The following is a 15,611-nucleotide window of genomic DNA, read 5'->3' on the forward strand; positions in this document are numbered from 1 at the left end:
GCGGGCTAATCTCGACGCGACAACATCGCCGTACAGCCCGTGACGCGCTCGCACCACCCCGCCAGCACCCGTCTCGGACCACAGCTCTGGAGAAACTCGAGCATGAACCGCAAGACCTTGGTGCTGCCGGCCGTGATCGGTCTGCTCACCCCGGTACTCGCCGCCTGCGGTGCCACCGACAGCGCGGGCGGCAGCGGTGACGCGATCGTCGTCGGCACCACCGACCGGTTCACCGCCTCGAAGGAGGCCCCGGCCCCGATCGACCCGGCCTACGCCTACGACGTCGGCACCTGGAACATCCTCCGCCAGACCGTCCAGACCCTGCTGGTCCAGCCCCGCGGCGACGGCGAGCCGGAACCCGAGGCCGCCTCCAGCTGCGCCTTCACCGACAGCGGCAACGAGCGCTACGCCTGCACGCTGCGCGACGGCCTGAAGTTCGCCGACGGCGACCCGATCACCGCCGCGGACGTGAAGTTCTCCATCGACCGCGCCCGCTCCCTCAAGGCCGACAGCGGTGTCTTTGCCCTGCTGTCCACCATCGACCTCGTCGAGACCAAGGGCGACAACGAGGTGATCTTCCACCTCAACACCCCCGACGCGACCCTCCCGTACAAGCTGTCCACCCCGGTCGCCGGCATCGTCAACCCGGCCGACTACGACAAGGGCACACTGCGCGACGGCTTCGAGGTCGACGGCTCCGGCCCCTACACCCTGGACGCCGAGGTCGAGAACGACGAGCTGGTCAAGGCCGTCTTCACCAAGAACCCCCACTACAAGGGGCAGTTGGACCCGAAGAACGACAAGGTCGAGCTGCGCTCCTTCGCGAGCGCCGACGCCATGGGCACCGCGCTCCAGGACGGCGACATCGACCTGATGACCCGCACGATGACGCCGGAGCAGATCACCAAGCTCTCCGAGGCCGACGACAGCGACATCGACGTGATCGAGTCCGCCGGCCTGGAGATCCGCTACCTCGCCTTCAACACCGAGGCCTCCCCGGTGAAGAGCACGGCCGTCCGCCGGGCCATGGCCGAGGTCGTCGACCGCGGCGAACTCGTCTCCCAGGTGTACGGCTCCCAGGCCGAACCCCTCTTCTCACTGGTCCCGGCCGGCATCACCGGCCACTCCAACTCGTTCTTCAACAAGTACGGCGACCCGGACGTCACCGAGGCCAGGTCGACCCTGGAGAAGGCCGGCGTCACCACCCCGGTGAAGCTGACCCTCCATTACACGACCGACCACTACGGCACGGCCACGAAGAAGGAGTTCGAGCTGCTGAAGAAGCAACTCGACGACAGCGGCCTGTTCGACGTGACCATCAAGGGCGCACCCTGGTCGACGTTCCGCCCCGCCGAGCAGGAAGGCGAGTACGCGGTCTACGGCATGGGCTGGTTCCCGGACTTCCCCGACGCCGACAACTACCTCGCGCCCTTCCTCGACAAGGACAACTTCCTCGGCTCGCCGTACGCGAACAGCGAGATCCGGAGCAAGCTGCTTCCGGAGTCCCGCCGCGAGGCCGACCGTCTCAGCGCCTCGGAGAGCCTCACCGGCATCCAGGACATCGTCGCCGACGACGTGCCGATCCTGCCGCTGTGGCAGGGCAAGCAGTTCGTCGCCGCCCGCGACGACATCACCGGCGCCGAGTACGCCCTCAACGCCGCCTCGACGCTCCAGCTCTGGGAGCTCGGCCGCGGCCGAGCCGACTGACCCCACCTCATCCCCGCTCCGGGCGAGGCCGAGTGGCCTCGGGGGACCTCCGGAGCGTGCCCGCAATGCACCCGACGACACAAGGCACTCATACGTGAACATGCGCACCCAGTGGCCCGTCCTGACCATCGCGACAGGGCTTGCCGCCGGCCTGCTGACCGGTTGCGGCTCCGAATCGGGGGGATCCGGGGACTCCGGCTCCAACGTGGTGATGGGGATGTCCGAAGACGTCCTGGCCACCGACCCCGCCTCCGGCTACGACCCCGGGTCCTGGCTTCTCTTCAACAACGTCTTCCAGTCCCTGCTGAGCTTCCCCAACGGCGCCACCGAGCCCGAACCGGACCTCGCCGAGGAGTGCTCCTTCGCCGACAGCGGCACCACGGTCTACGAGTGCACCCTCAAGGACGGCCTGAAGTTCAGCAACGGTGAGGCGCTCACCGCGAAGGACGTCAAGTTCTCCTTCGACCGCATGCTGAAGATCAACGACGACGCCGGCCCCGCGATCATGTTCCCGATGCTCGACAAGGTCGAGACGCCGGACGACAAGACCGTCCGCTTCGTCCTCAAGTACGCCGACGCCACCTTCCCCAGCAAGATAGCCTCCGGCGCCGGCTCGATCGTCGACGAGAGTTCCTACGACGCCGACGGCCTCCGCAAGGACGGCGAGGCGGTCGGCTCCGGCCCCTACAAGCTGGAGTCCTTCGGCGAGGACGAGGCCGTCTTCTCCGTCAACGAGAACTACACGGGCACCGCCGACGTCGAGAACGAGGGCGTCACCCTCAAGTTCTTCCACGGCGACCAGAAAGCCCTGAAGAAGGCCCTGCTGGAGGGCGACCTCGACATCACCTACCGCGGCCTCAGCGCGGGCGACATCTCCGACATCGAGACCGACACCTCCACCGCCGACGGCATCGACATCGTCGACGGCACCGGCGCCGAGGTCCAGCACCTCGTCTTCAACATGGACGACCCGGTCACCGGCAAGCTCGGCGTCCGCCAGGCCATCGCCCATCTCCTCGACCGCGACGCCCTCGTCAACGAGGTCTACCAGGGCACCGCCACACCGCTGTACTCGATCATCCCGGCCGGCATCACCGGCCACAACACGGCCTTCTTCGACACCTACGGCGCCCGCCCCTCCCATGACAAGGCCGAGGCCGCGCTGCGCGCCGACAACATCACCGGCAAGGTCGAACTGACCCTCTGGTCCACGCCGACGCGCTACGGCCCCTCCACCGACCAGGAGTTGGAGGCCATCGCCAAGCAGCTCAACGACAGCGGGCTGTTCGACGCGAAGGTGAAGTCCGTCGCCTTCGACCAGTACGAGAAGGACATCGCCGCCGGCAAGTACGGCGTCTACGTGAAGGGCTGGATCCCGGACTACCCGGACCCCGACAACTTCACCAGCCCCTTCTTCGGCAAGGACAACGTGCTGGGCAACAACTACACCAACGACACCATCACCGGTGAACTCCTCACGAAGACCGCCGCCCAGAGCGAGCGCTCCTCCACGGAGAAGGAGTACGCCGAACTGCAGAACATCGTCGCCACCGACGTCCCCCTCATCCCCATCTGGCAGGCCAAGCAGTACGCCGTGGTCCGCGACAACGTCTACGGCCTGGAGTACTGCCTCGACGCGTCGACCGTCTTCCGCTTCTGGGAGATCAGCAAGGGCTGACGCGAACACCCGCCGACGCCGACAGCCCCGCAGACGGAGGGCGCCCCCTTCACCGGAAGGGGGCGCCCTCGGCGCGTTGTAGCGGCGGCTGTTGTGGCGCGGCCGCCGGCTCGCCTACTGCGCGCCGGGGCGCACCAACCCGCTCTCGTACGCGTACACCGCCGCCTGCACCCGGTCGCGCAGCCCCAGTTTGGTCAGCACATGCCCCACATGCGTCTTGACGGTGGTCTCGCTGACGAACAGATCGGCGGCGATCTCCGCGTTCGACAGACCCCGGGCCACCAGCTTCAGCACCTCGACCTCACGGTCGGTCAGCGTGTGCAGCGTGTCCGGCACCGGCTCGTCGCCCGACGGCAGATGCTCCGCGTACTTGTCGAGGAGCCGCCGCGTGATGCTCGGCGCGAGCATCGCCTCCCCGCCCGCCACCACCCGGATCGCCTGCACCAGCTCATTGGCCGGCGCGTCCTTCAGCAGGAACCCGCTGGCACCCGCCCGCAGCGCCTCCACCACGTACTCGTCCAGATCGAACGTGGTCAGCACCAGCACCTTCGCCGGACCGTCCCGCCCGGGCCCGGTGATCTGCCGGGTCGCCTCCACCCCGTCCATCCGGGGCATACGGATGTCCATCAGAACCACATCGGGCTGCAACGCCCGCACCTGGTCGAGCGCCTGAAGGCCGTCCCCGGCCTCCCCGACGACCGCGAGGTCCTGCTCCGCCTCCAGAATCATCCGGAACCCGGTACGCAGCAGCGGCTGGTCGTCGACCAGTAGGACGCGGATGGCCACGAAAGTCTCCTTCGGCTAGTCCGGGCCCATTCTGCCCTGCCCCTCGTCGGCGGCCTCGGGTGACCTCACCTGGAGGGGGTAGGGCGGGGGAGTACCGCCGAACTCCGGACACACCGACTGGTGGTCGCACCAGCCGCACAGCTTCGTCGGCCGCGGCCGCCAGTCACCGCTCTCCGTGGCCAGCCGGATCGCCTCCCACAGCGCGAGCAGCTTCCGCTCCACCCGCTCCAGATCCGCCACCACCGGGTCGTACGTCAGCACATCACCGCTGCCGAGATAGACGAGCTGGAGCCGGCGCGGCACCACCTGCTTCAGCCGCCACACCACCAGGGCGTAGAACTTCATCTGGAACAGCGCGCCCTCGGCGTACTCGGGTCTCGGCGCCTTGCCCGTCTTGTAGTCGACGATCCGCACCTCACCCGTGGGCGCCACGTCCACCCGGTCGATGATCCCGCGCAGCCTGAGCCCCGAGTCCAGCTCCGCCTCCACGAACAACTCCCGCTCGGCGGGCTCCAGACGCGTCGGGTCCTCCAGCGTGAACCAGCGCTCCACCAGCCGCTCGGCCTCGGCCAGCCAGCGCGCCAGCCGCTCACCCTCCGGGTCGTCCGCGAACAGCTCCACGACCTCCGGCCGGCTCTCCCGCAGCCGGTCCCACTGCCCGGGCACCAACGACCTCGCCCGCGGCGCCGTCCGCTCGGCCGCCGGGGCGTCGAAGAGTCTCTCCAGCACCGCGTGCACCAGCGTCCCGCGCGTCGCCGCCTCGCTCGGCTTCTCCGGCAGCCGGTCGATCACCCGGAACCGATACAGCAGCGGACACTGCATGAAGTCACTGGCACGCGAGGGCGACAGCGAGGCAGGCGGCGCGGCGGCCCGCACGGCAGGACGATCATCCTCGCCGCCCACGGGGACGGTACCGGTGCCGTCGGTGCTGGTTTCCATGACCACAGACCATACGACCCACCACTGACAGTGACAGCCACGGGCCCGTACCACCGCCCGGTGACACGGCACACGTCAACACTCGTGTGCCGCATGCGACGCGGGGGAAAACAGAGGGGGTGCCGGGGCGGAACGTGCCCCGGCGACGACATAGCATCGACCGCAGACCCTTCCGCCCGGTGACCGGGCGCGGAAGACGCTTCGAACGAGGGGACATCGTGGAGACGAGCGGCGGGAGCGGGCAGCCGCGGTCCGGCAGCGACGAGGCGCCCGAGCGCGCGCACCGCGACGCGAACGGGACACCGCCGGAGAGTGGCGCCCCCACCCCGGCCGGGTCCCGCCGCCACGCCGGCGAGTCCGACAGCGCCTCCGTGCCGGCCCCCGAGGCCCCCCGAGCGGCTGACGCTCCGGAAGAGCCCCGTGACTCCGAAGCGCCGACCGCAACCAAGCGCTCCGGCGACTCGGAGGGGCATGGCGCCGCAGAGAGGCAGGGTGCCGCCGAGGGACAGAGCGCCGCCGAGACGCCGGGCGCCGCCGAAGGACAGGGAGTCGCCGAGCAGCACGGCTCCGCCGAGGAATCCGCCGCTGCCAAGTCCCCCGGCGACTCCGAGGCCGCGAAGCCCTCGGGAACCCCCGTGCACGAGCCGTCCTCGGGCCCCGCGGACCAACCGCCGACGGACTCCGCGGACCAACCGTCGACAGACGCGGTGAGCGAACCGCCGTCGGACCCGGTGAACAAGCCCTCGACAACCCCAGCGACCCCAGCGACCCCGGCGACATCGGCGACATCGGCCGACCTGAACAAGGCGCCGGCGGACGAATCGGAGCGCACGGCCACCTCCCCACGCCCCCACGTCCACTCGGACGCCACCCCCAAGCCCCCCGAGCGCCCGAAGGATCCCGGCGGCGGCATCCTCATGGGCCGCCCCTTCGGCGTACCCGTGTACGTCGCGCCCAGCTGGTTCCTCGTCGCCGCACTGATCACCTGGGTCTTCGGCGGCCAACTCGACCGCGTCCTGCCCGAACTCGGCGCCGCCCGCTACCTGGTCTCCCTCTTCTTCGCGGTCGCCTTCTACGCCTCCGTGCTCGTCCACGAACTCGCGCACACCATCGCCGCCCTGCGCTTCAAACTGCCGGTGCGCCGCATCCAGCTCCAGTTCTTCGGCGGCGTCTCGGAGATCGAGAAGGAGTCCGAGACCCCCGGCCGCGAGTTCGTCCTGGCCTTCGTCGGCCCTCTGCTCTCCCTGGTCCTCGCGGGCGTCTTCTACGTCGCCCTGCTCGCCGTCGAGCCGGGCACCGTCCCCGGCGTACTGCTCGCCGGCCTGATGATCTCCAACCTGATCGTCGCCGCGTTCAACCTGCTGCCCGGCCTCCCCCTCGACGGCGGCCGCATGCTCCGCGCCGTCGTCTGGAAGCTCACCGGCAAACCGATGACCGGCACCATCGCCGCCGCCTGGGTCGGCCGCGCCCTCGCCGTCTCCGTCCTCATCGGACTCCCGCTGCTCACCCAGTCAGGACTGCTCGGCTCCGCTGCCGAGGACAGCGTCGGCATGGACACCGTCCTGGACGCCCTGCTGGCCGCGATCCTCGCCGCGATCATCTGGACCGGCGCCGGCAACAGCCTCCGCATGGCCCGCCTGCGCGAACACCTCCCCGAACTCCAGGCCCGCGCCCTCACCCGCCGCGCCGTCCCCGTCGAGACCGACACCCCCCTCTCCGAGGCCCTGCGCCGCGCCAACGAAGCCGGCGCCCGCGCCCTCGTCGTCGTCGACCCCGACGGCGAACCCCTCTCCCTCGTCCGCGAGGCCGCCATCGTCGGCGTCCCCGAACACCGCCGCCCCTGGGTCGCCGTCAGCGGCCTCGCCCAGGACCTCACCGACGGCATGCGAGTCTCCGCGGAACTGGCGGGCGAAGCCCTCCTGGAGGCCCTCCGCGCCGCCCCCGCCACCGAGTACCTGGTGGTGGAGGAATCGGGCGAGATCTACGGCGTCCTCTCGGCGGCCGACGTGGAGCGCGCCTTCGTGAAGGCGATGGCACGGCCCAGCTGAAACGCGCCCCGAAAGGGGCGCGGGGAACCGCGCGACCAGCCACGAACCACCCGCACCCTCCGCACTCACCGGCAGTGGTCGGCGCCCTTCCCGGGGACCGGTAGGCTGGTCACATGTCCGAACCGACCGGTGCCGCCCGCCGACGCGGGCCCTTCAAGGTCGGGGACCAGGTACAGCTGACCGACCCCAAGGGCCGCCACTACACGTTCACGCTCGAAGCGGGGAAGAACTTCCACACCCACAAGGGTTCCTTCCCGCACGACGAGCTGATCGGCGCACCCGAGGGCAGCGTTGTCCGCACCACGGGGAACGTCGCCTATCTGGCACTGCGCCCCCTGCTCCCCGACTACGTCCTGTCCATGCCCCGCGGCGCCGCCGTGGTCTACCCCAAGGACGCGGGGCAGATCCTGGCCTTCGCCGACATCTTCCCCGGCGCCCGCGTCGTCGAGGCCGGCGTCGGCTCCGGCTCGCTCAGCAGCTTCCTGCTGCGCGCCATCGGCGACCAGGGCATGCTGCACAGCTACGAGCGCCGCGCGGACTTCGCCGAGATCGCGCAAGCGAACGTGGAGCGCTACTTCGGCGGGCCCCACCCCGCCTGGCAGCTCACCGTCGGCGACCTCCAGGACAACCTTTCGGACACCGACGTCGACCGCGTCATCCTCGACATGCTCGCCCCCTGGGAGTGCCTGGAGGCCGTCTCCAAGGCCCTCGTCCCCGGCGGCATCGTCTGCTGCTACGTGGCGACCACCACCCAGCTCGCCCGGACCGTCGAGTCCCTCCGCGAGATCGGCTGCTTCAACGAGCCGAGCGCCTGGGAGTCGATGATCCGCAACTGGCACATCGAGGGCCTGGCCGTCCGCCCCGACCACCGGATGATCGGCCACACCGGCTTCCTGCTCACCGCCCGCCGCCTCGCCGACGGCGTCGAGCCGCCCATGCGCCGCCGCCGCCCCGCCAAGGGCGCGTACGGCGAGGACTACGCCGGCCCCAACGCCGACGGCGGCAACGGCCGCTGAGCCCCGACCCACCCGGTGAGCGGCCCCGCGCCGCCCACCCGCCACCGTAGGCGGCAGCCCGCCGCGTACAACGCGCCATTGACGTGGCCGAGTTCCCAGCAGCGCCCGGGAACTCGGCCACGGCGCATTCCCGTTGACGCGCCACCAGAAAGCTGCGCGAACCACGTACCCCGCCGTTCCACGCCCCCTGTGACGTATGGCACCATGCGGGTCATCCCAACCGGCACAGCACCCTCAGGAGACGCTCCTAGTGCAGCAATCCGCCGTCCCGGAACTGGCACACGCGCACGCCCGCCCCATCCACTGGCTCGCCACGGCCACCGCCCTCGCCGGAGTCATGGCCCTGTCGTCCGCCCTCCAACCCGACGCGGCCAGAGCGGCCCAGCCCGGCCCGAAGGCCCAGCCTGCCCCGGCCGTCGTGACGGCCCCCGACCCCACCGAAGTGGACCTCCCGCTCGACTGCGGACCCGTCGGGATCGTCGTGAAGCAGAAGCGCTCCGGGGACCTCGACGGAGACGGCCGTCCGGAGACCGTGGCCGTCGTGCACTGCGACGCCAGCATGGGCACCCCACCCGACGGCGTGTACGTCCTCACCCGCTCCACGGACGCGGCGGACCCCCGCGTGGTCGCCACCCTCGTGAACCCCAAGGACCGCAAGACCGTCACGGACTTCGCCGTCCGTGACGCCGTCGTCACCGCGACCCTGCACGGCTACTCGTCGGCCGACGTACCCAACTGCTGCCCGGACGTGACGGACCCCGTCAAGTGGCAATGGAAGAACGGGGCGTTCACGCGCTCGACGCCCGCCGGAGCACAAAGCGTCTGACACCGCCCGCCGGAAGACGAACGGGAAATGATCACCCGGCAAACCCGGTGTGAGAAAACAGACACGGAACGACGCGGAGTGTCCGCCGGATCACTCCGCGTCAGGGCCGAAGACCTCGACCCTGTCCGAAACCCGACGTACGTGAATGCACTCACCCGGGCATTCCTTCGCGGAGTCCACCACATCCGTGAGAAGCGGCAGCGGAACGGGCGTTGTGGCCCCCGGGGCCTGCAACAACTCCTCGCCCGGACTCTTCACATAGGCCAGTCCGTCGATGTCCAGCTCGAACACCTCGGGCGCGTACTGGGCACAGATGCCGTCGCCCGTGCACAGGTCCTGGTCGATCCAGACCTCGAGCGCCTCACCCTCGGCTCCGGCCTCCTGCTGCACGGTCATCTCTCCTGCCGTTTCATTCGTCGAGCCGGTCGGGAACGATGCAGGCTCTGACGGGTGTTGAACACTTCGACCCTACCTGGGGCGGCTTCCCAATCATGTTCAGTGGGTATTCCCCTGGCGTGAGGGAGAGCGCAAGGGTGAAGATCGGACACACCCCGACCGTCTTTGTGATCTAGGGGTTTCAATCGACACCCACCCAGGTAGGGTCTGGAAGCGTCCAGCTCCCCTTGGAGGAGGTGAGGACCGTGGCAGCCCACGACGACGACATGAACCGCGGCATCCGCCCGGGACGAGGGTCCGACGACCCGGCCGGGCAGATTGCCTACCTTGAGCAGGAGATCGCCGTCCTGCGACGCAAGCTCGCCGACTCTCCGCGACACACGAGGATTCTCGAAGAGCGGATCGTCGAGTTGCAGACCAATCTGGCCGGCGTGTCCGCACAGAACGAGCGGCTCGCCAACACGCTCCGTGAGGCCCGCGACCAGATCGTGGCCCTCAAGGAAGAAGTCGACCGGCTCGCACAGCCGCCGGCCGGCTTCGGTGTCTTCCTCACGGCGAACGAGGACGGCACGGCCGACATCTTCACCGGAGGCCGAAAGCTCCGGGTGAACGTCAGCCCGAGCGTCGACCTGGAAGAGCTCCGGCGCGGCCAGGAAGTGATGCTCAACGAAGCGCTCAACGTGGTCGAGGCCATGGAGTACGAGCGCGTCGGGGACATCGTCACCCTCAAGGAGATCCTCGAGGACGGCGAGCGCGCCCTGGTGCTCGGGCACACCGACGAGGAACGGGTGGTACGGCTCGCCGAGCCGCTGCTGGACGTCACCATCCGCGCCGGCGACGCCCTCCTGCTCGAACCCCGCTCCGGCTACGTCTACGAGGTCGTGCCCAAGAGCGAGGTCGAGGAACTCGTCCTCGAAGAGGTCCCGGACATCGGCTACGAGCAGATCGGTGGCCTCGGCAACCAGATCGAGATGATCCGCGACGCGGTCGAGCTCCCCTACCTCTACCCGGACCTGTTCAAGGAGCACGAACTGCGCCCGCCCAAGGGCGTCCTCCTCTACGGACCCCCCGGATGTGGCAAGACGCTCATCGCCAAGGCCGTCGCGAACTCACTCGCCAAAAAGGTCGCCGAAGTGACCGGCCAGGCCACAGGCAAGAGCTTCTTCCTCAACATCAAGGGCCCCGAGCTCCTCAACAAGTACGTCGGTGAGACCGAGCGGCAGATCCGGCTCGTCTTCCAGCGCGCCAGGGAGAAGGCCAGCGAGGGCACCCCCGTCATCGTCTTCTTCGACGAGATGGAATCCCTCTTCCGCACCCGCGGCTCCGGCGTCAGCTCGGACGTGGAGAACACCATCGTCCCGCAGCTGCTCGCCGAGATCGACGGCGTGGAAGGCCTGCAGAACGTCGTGGTCATCGGCGCCTCCAACCGCGAGGACATGATCGACCCCGCGATCCTGCGCCCCGGCCGCCTCGACGTGAAGATCAAGATCGAGCGTCCGGACGCCGAAGCGGCCAAGGACATCTTCCAGAAGTACCTCACCGAGCGCCTCCCGCTGCACGCGGACGACCTCGGCGAACACGGCGGGTCCAGGGCCACCACCGTCCAGAGCATGATCCAGACGGCAGTGGAACACATGTACGCCGAATCCGAGGAGAACCGCTTCCTGGAAGTCACCTACGCCAACGGAGACAAGGAAGTCCTCTACTTCAAGGACTTCAACTCCGGCGCCATGATCGAGAACATCGTCGGCCGCGCCAAGAAAATGGCGATCAAGGACTTCCTCGACAAGAACCAGAAGGGCCTCCGCGTCTCCCACCTCCTCCAGGCCTGCGTGGACGAGTTCAAGGAGAACGAGGACCTGCCCAACACCACCAACCCGGACGACTGGGCCCGAATCTCCGGAAAGAAGGGCGAACGGATCGTCTACATCCGTACGCTGATCACCGGAAAGCAGGGTGCCGACACCGGACGCTCCATCGACACGGTGGCGAACACCGGACAGTACCTGTAAAAGACAGGGCGGCTGCGGGTGCCCTCAGTGGGTACCCGCAGCCGACTGTTTTCCAGGTAAAGCCGGAGCAAGGCAATGACGCAAATGATCTCCCCACCAGCGCAGAGCCGTTCTAGGCTCTTTCGTACCGCCGAGTCGCGCAGTGCGGGGACGGGCACCGCACACGCACCGGAGCGCCAGCGGTACTTGAGCAGCGTCCCCGACCGAGGACGCCGCCGGGCAAGGAGGGCCGCATGACCGTACGGCGAGTAATGGGCATCGAGACGGAGTACGGGATCTCCGTCCCCGGCCACCCCAATGCCAATGCCATGCTCACCTCGTCCCAGATCGTCAACGCCTACGCCGCGGCGATGCACCGGGCCCGCCGGGCCCGCTGGGACTTCGAGGAGGAGAACCCGCTGCGCGACGCGCGAGGCTTCGACCTCGCCCGCGAGGCCGCCGACTCCAGCCAGCTCACCGACGAGGACATCGGCCTCGCCAATGTCATCCTCACCAACGGCGCGCGGCTCTACGTCGACCACGCACACCCCGAATACAGCGCCCCCGAGGTCACCAACCCCATGGACGCCGTCCTCTGGGACAAGGCCGGCGAACGCATCATGGCCGAAGCCGCCGAACGCGCCGCCCAGCTCCCCGGCGCCCAGCCGATCCACCTCTACAAGAACAACACCGACAACAAGGGCGCCTCCTACGGCACGCACGAGAACTACCTGATGAAGCGGGAGACCCCCTTCTCGGACATCGTGCGCCACCTCACGCCGTTCTTCGTCTCCCGCCAGGTCTTCGCCGGCGCCGGCCGCGTCGGCATCGGCCAGGACGGCCACGAACACGGCTTCCAGCTCAGCCAGCGCGCCGACTACTTCGAGGTCGAGGTCGGCCTGGAGACGACGCTGAAGCGCCCCATCATCAACACACGGGACGAACCGCACGCGGACGCGGAGAAATACCGCCGCCTCCACGTGATCATCGGCGACGCCAACCTCTCGGAGATCTCCACCTACCTGAAGCTGGGCACGACCGCCCTGGTCCTGTCCATGATCGAGGACGGCTTCATCGCGGTGGACCTCGCGGTCGACCAACCGGTCCGCACCCTCCACCAGGTCTCGCACGACCCGTCCCTGCAACGCCTCGTCACCCTCCGCAGCGGCCGCACGCTGACCGCCGTACAACTCCAGATGGAGTACTACGAGCTGTCGCGCAAGTACGTGGAGGAGCGGTTCGGGGCGGATGCCGACGACCAGACCAAGGATGTCCTGAGCAGGTGGGAGGACACGCTCAACCGGCTCGAGCACGACCCGATGAGCCTTTCCGGGGAACTCGACTGGGTCGCCAAGCGGGAACTCATGGAGGGCTACCGCCGCCGCGACGACCTCGACTGGGACGCAGCCCGGCTCCACCTCGTCGACCTCCAGTACGCCGACGTACGCGCCGAGAAGGGCCTCTACAACCGCCTCGCGACCCGCGGCAAGATGAAGCGGCTCCTGACCGAGACGGACGTCGACAGGGCCCGTACGAAGCCACCGGAGGACACCCGGGCGTACTTCCGCGGCCGCTGCCTGGAGCAGTACGCCGACGACGTCGCGGCCGCCTCCTGGGACTCGGTGATCTTCGATCTCCCGGGCCGGGATTCGCTGCAGCGCGTCCCAACCCTCGAACCGCTTCGCGGAACGCGAAATCACGTCAAGGAGCTCCTGGACCGCTGCCGCACGGCAGAAGACCTGGTCAGGGTCCTGTCCGGCAACTGAACCGGGGTTCGCCCCCGATCAGCTGGGCAGGGTGGAAACAGCGGCGTCCGGGAATCATCGAGGTGGTCCCCGGACGTTGTGGAAACAACGGGGCCAATGTCAGACCCGGCTTGTAGGGTCTGATCATGACCGATCGGCAGCAATGCCGACCATGTCGGGCGAACTGAGCGGGGTGAGGGTTATGGCGACCAAGGACACCGGCGGCGGCCAGCAGAAGGCCACGCGTTCCACCGAAGAGGTCGAGGAGGCACCCGAGGCGCAGGCTTCGGAGGACCTCAAGGAGCGGCAGGAGAAGCTGAGCGACGACGTGGACTCGGTTCTCGACGAAATCGATGATGTGCTCGAAGAGAACGCCGAGGATTTCGTTCGGTCATTCGTTCAGAAGGGCGGCGAGTAGCCTTCGAATCGAAGGGTGCGAGGGTTCTCGGGTCGTCAAACGGAGGCGGCGTGAAACGCTGCGTGCGGTGCGGTGAGTGCAAACCGCGCGCAGCGTTCGCCCGCAAGCGGTCAAACCTTGACGGCTTGCAACAGCAAGCGCCTGTGGCGCGAGTACGGCCTCACCGAAGGTGAACGAGACGAACTGATCGCCTCCCAGGGCGGGGTCTGTCGTATATGCCTATCCGCTCCTGTGACGCATGTGGATCACTGCCTTAAGACGGGTAGGGTCCGAGGCGTACTGTGCTTCAACTGCAATTCTGGCCTCGGTCTGTTGAGGGACGACCCCGATGCGATGAACCGAGCTGCCGACTACCTGGAAGGAAACGCGTGGAAGCCAACACTCGTAGCACCGGGCGTCTACCAGCTGCCTTCCTGACGCCTGGGTCGTCGTCCTTCATGGACTTTCTGTCGGAGCACCAGCCGGAGCTGCTCCCCGGCAAGCGGCAGCTGCCGCCGACCCAGGGCGTGATCGAGGCCCCGCACGGCACGACCATTGTCGCTGCCACGTTTCCCGGTGGTGTGGTGCTCGCCGGTGACCGCCGGGCCACGATGGGGAACATGATCGCGCAGCGGGACATCGAGAAGGTGTTCCCGGCGGACGAGTACTCCGCGGTGGGTATCGCCGGCACGGCCGGTCTGGCCGTGGAGATGGTGAAGCTGTTCCAGTTGGAGCTGGAGCACTTCGAGAAGGTGGAAGGCGCCCAGCTCTCCCTGGAGGGCAAGGCCAACCGTCTGTCGACCATGATCCGTTCCAACCTGGGCATGGCCATGCAGGGTCTGGCCGTGGTCCCGCTCTTCGCCGGGTTCGACGTCGACCGTGGGAAGGGCCGCATCTTCTCCTACGACGTGACGGGCGGCCGTTCCGAGGAGAGCGGCTTCGCTGCCACCGGCTCCGGCTCGATCTTCGCGCGCGGCGCCATGAAGAAGCTCTTCCGTGCCGACCTCTCCGAGGACGACGCCACGACCCTGGTGATCCAGGCCCTCTACGACGCGGCAGACGACGACTCGGCGACCGGTGGTCCCGATGTCGCCCGCCGGATCTACCCCATCGTCACCGTGATCACCGAGGACGGCTTCCGTCGGCTCACCGACGAGGAGTCCTCCGAGATCGCCCGCTCGATCCTGGAGCGGCGCCTGGAGCAGCCCGACGGCCCGCGCGCCGCGCTGCTCTAGCCGGTCCGGTCGACGGCCCTCTTATCAAGGTGATCCAGTGACTTCGACAGAAAGGGACGGATAGCCGGTGTCGACGCCGTTCTATGTCTCACCCCAGCAGGCCATGGCCGACCGGGCGGAGTACGCCCGCAAGGGCATCGCCCGTGGCCGCAGCCTGGTCGTGCTGCAGTATGCCGACGGCATCGTGTTCGTCGGCGAGAACCCGTCCCGTGCGCTGCACAAGTTCAGCGAGATCTACGACCGGATCGGCTTCGCGGCCGCCGGCAAGTACAACGAGTACGAGAACCTGCGGATCGGCGGTGTGCGGTACGCCGATCTCCGCGGTTACACCTACGACCGTGACGATGTGACCGCCCGCGGTCTCGCCAATGTCTACGCCCAGACCCTGGGCACGATCTTCTCCTCGTCGGCCGAGAAGCCGTACGAGGTGGAGCTGGTCGTGGCCGAGGTGGGGGAGGCTCCCGAGGGCGATCAGATCTATCGGCTGCCGCATGACGGTTCGATCGTCGACGAGCACGGCTCGGTCGCGGTCGGTGGCAACGCCGAGCAGATCAGCAGCTACCTGGACCAGCGTCACCAGGACGGGATGTCCCTGGCAGATGCCCTGAAGCTCGCCGTTCAGGCCCTGTCCCGCGACACCAACGGCACTCAGCGGGAGATTCCCGCCGAGCGCCTGGAGGTCGCCGTCCTCGATCGCACCCGCCCGCAGCAGCGCAAGTTCAAGCGCATCGTCGGCCGCCAGCTCGCCCGTCTCCTGGAGACGGACGGCGCCAGCACGGAAGCCGAAAGCGCCGAGGAGGAGTAGACCCCCGCCTCGCCCCCAGCCCGTAGTGCGCCCCGGCCGACT

14 protein-coding genes are annotated in these 15,611 nt (G+C 68.5%); 11 read left to right on the top strand and 3 right to left on the bottom strand.

The annotated features are described in order from the left end of the window. Positions 1 to 102 precede the first annotated feature (102 nt). Together JIX56_RS37440 and JIX56_RS37445 are read left to right on the top strand one after the other, a co-directional pair. Positions 103 to 1,707 carry an ABC transporter substrate-binding protein gene (locus JIX56_RS37440; RefSeq protein WP_257547300.1) on the top strand — a complete coding sequence of 535 codons (1,605 nt, stop codon included), beginning with the start codon at positions 103 to 105 and terminating at the stop codon, positions 1,705 to 1,707. A 94-nt stretch (positions 1,708 to 1,801) separates the two neighbouring features. Continuing rightward, the gene (locus tag JIX56_RS37445; RefSeq protein ID WP_257547302.1) at positions 1,802 to 3,385 is read left to right on the top strand and encodes an ABC transporter substrate-binding protein; all 1,584 of its coding nucleotides are present in this window, start codon (positions 1,802 to 1,804) and stop codon (positions 3,383 to 3,385) included. 114 nt (positions 3,386 to 3,499) lie between these two features. Here JIX56_RS37445 and JIX56_RS37450 read toward each other — a convergent pair whose 3' ends face one another. Further along, positions 3,500 to 4,171 carry a response regulator gene (locus tag JIX56_RS37450; RefSeq protein WP_257547304.1) on the bottom strand — a complete coding sequence of 224 codons (672 nt, stop codon included), beginning with the start codon at positions 4,169 to 4,171 and terminating at the stop codon, positions 3,500 to 3,502. Between the two features lie 15 nt (positions 4,172 to 4,186). After that, the gene (locus JIX56_RS37455) at positions 4,187 to 5,110 is read right to left on the bottom strand and encodes a RecB family exonuclease (RefSeq protein WP_257547305.1); all 924 of its coding nucleotides are present in this window, start codon (positions 5,108 to 5,110) and stop codon (positions 4,187 to 4,189) included. Between the two features lie 218 nt (positions 5,111 to 5,328). On the opposite strand from JIX56_RS37455, the gene JIX56_RS37460 reads away from it, so the two are divergent. The 3 genes from JIX56_RS37460 (at position 5,329) to JIX56_RS37470 (ending at position 9,000) form a co-directional block, all read left to right on the top strand. Then, on the top strand, positions 5,329 to 7,158 hold the full coding sequence (locus JIX56_RS37460; protein ID WP_257547307.1) for a site-2 protease family protein: 1,830 nt from the start codon (positions 5,329 to 5,331) through the stop codon (positions 7,156 to 7,158). A 113-nt stretch (positions 7,159 to 7,271) separates the two neighbouring features. Further along, positions 7,272 to 8,174, top strand: a complete 903-nt coding sequence (locus tag JIX56_RS37465) for a tRNA (adenine-N1)-methyltransferase (protein WP_257547309.1) — start codon at positions 7,272 to 7,274, stop codon at positions 8,172 to 8,174. 250 nt (positions 8,175 to 8,424) lie between these two features. Beyond that, a complete protein-coding gene (locus tag JIX56_RS37470; protein ID WP_257547311.1) occupies positions 8,425 to 9,000 on the top strand; it encodes a hypothetical protein in 576 nt (191 codons plus the stop codon). 90 nt (positions 9,001 to 9,090) lie between these two features. Here the strand turns inward: JIX56_RS37470 and JIX56_RS37475 are convergent, their stop codons facing one another. Continuing rightward, on the bottom strand, positions 9,091 to 9,396 hold the full coding sequence (locus JIX56_RS37475; RefSeq protein ID WP_257547313.1) for a ferredoxin: 306 nt from the start codon (positions 9,394 to 9,396) through the stop codon (positions 9,091 to 9,093). 245 nt (positions 9,397 to 9,641) lie between these two features. Between JIX56_RS37475 and arc the strand changes: the two genes are divergently transcribed. The 6 genes from arc to prcA all read left to right on the top strand — a co-directional run bounded on the left by arc (position 9,642) and on the right by prcA (position 15,569). Beyond that, on the top strand, positions 9,642 to 11,408 hold the full coding sequence (gene arc, locus JIX56_RS37480; protein ID WP_257547315.1) for a proteasome ATPase: 1,767 nt from the start codon (positions 9,642 to 9,644) through the stop codon (positions 11,406 to 11,408). A gap of 233 nt (positions 11,409 to 11,641) precedes the next feature. After that, entirely contained in the window at positions 11,642 to 13,153 is a 1,512-nt protein-coding gene (gene dop, locus JIX56_RS37485) for a depupylase/deamidase Dop (protein WP_443031935.1), read from the top strand. 181 nt (positions 13,154 to 13,334) lie between these two features. After that, the gene (locus JIX56_RS37490) at positions 13,335 to 13,550 is read left to right on the top strand and encodes a ubiquitin-like protein Pup (RefSeq protein ID WP_123544333.1); all 216 of its coding nucleotides are present in this window, start codon (positions 13,335 to 13,337) and stop codon (positions 13,548 to 13,550) included. A 72-nt stretch (positions 13,551 to 13,622) separates the two neighbouring features. Further along, positions 13,623 to 13,967 carry an endonuclease VII domain-containing protein gene (locus JIX56_RS37495; protein WP_306819903.1) on the top strand — a complete coding sequence of 115 codons (345 nt, stop codon included), beginning with the start codon at positions 13,623 to 13,625 and terminating at the stop codon, positions 13,965 to 13,967. Next, on the top strand, positions 13,919 to 14,764 hold the full coding sequence (gene prcB, locus JIX56_RS37500) for a proteasome subunit beta (protein WP_257547317.1): 846 nt from the start codon (positions 13,919 to 13,921) through the stop codon (positions 14,762 to 14,764). The genes JIX56_RS37495 and prcB overlap by 49 nt, the downstream gene beginning before the upstream one ends. 67 nt (positions 14,765 to 14,831) lie before the next feature. Further along, on the top strand, positions 14,832 to 15,569 hold the full coding sequence (prcA, locus tag JIX56_RS37505; protein ID WP_257547318.1) for a proteasome subunit alpha: 738 nt from the start codon (positions 14,832 to 14,834) through the stop codon (positions 15,567 to 15,569). Positions 15,570 to 15,611: the final 42 nt, after the last annotated feature.

It is taken from the genome of Streptomyces sp. CA-210063 (assembly GCF_024612015.1).
In the GTDB taxonomy this organism is placed as follows: domain Bacteria; phylum Actinomycetota; class Actinomycetes; order Streptomycetales; family Streptomycetaceae; genus Streptomyces.

Coding starts and splice junctions, on each gene's coding strand:
- JIX56_RS37440 (WP_257547300.1), top strand. CDS start 103: ATGAACCGCAAGACCTTGGTGCTGCCGGCCGTGATCGGTCTGCTCACC.
- JIX56_RS37455 (WP_257547305.1), bottom strand. CDS start 5,110: ATGGAAACCAGCACCGACGGCACCGGTACCGTCCCCGTGGGCGGCGAG.
- JIX56_RS37465 (WP_257547309.1), top strand. CDS start 7,272: ATGTCCGAACCGACCGGTGCCGCCCGCCGACGCGGGCCCTTCAAGGTC.
- JIX56_RS37475 (WP_257547313.1), bottom strand. CDS start 9,396: ATGACCGTGCAGCAGGAGGCCGGAGCCGAGGGTGAGGCGCTCGAGGTC.
- dop (WP_443031935.1), top strand. CDS start 11,642: ATGACCGTACGGCGAGTAATGGGCATCGAGACGGAGTACGGGATCTCC.
- JIX56_RS37490 (WP_123544333.1), top strand. CDS start 13,335: ATGGCGACCAAGGACACCGGCGGCGGCCAGCAGAAGGCCACGCGTTCC.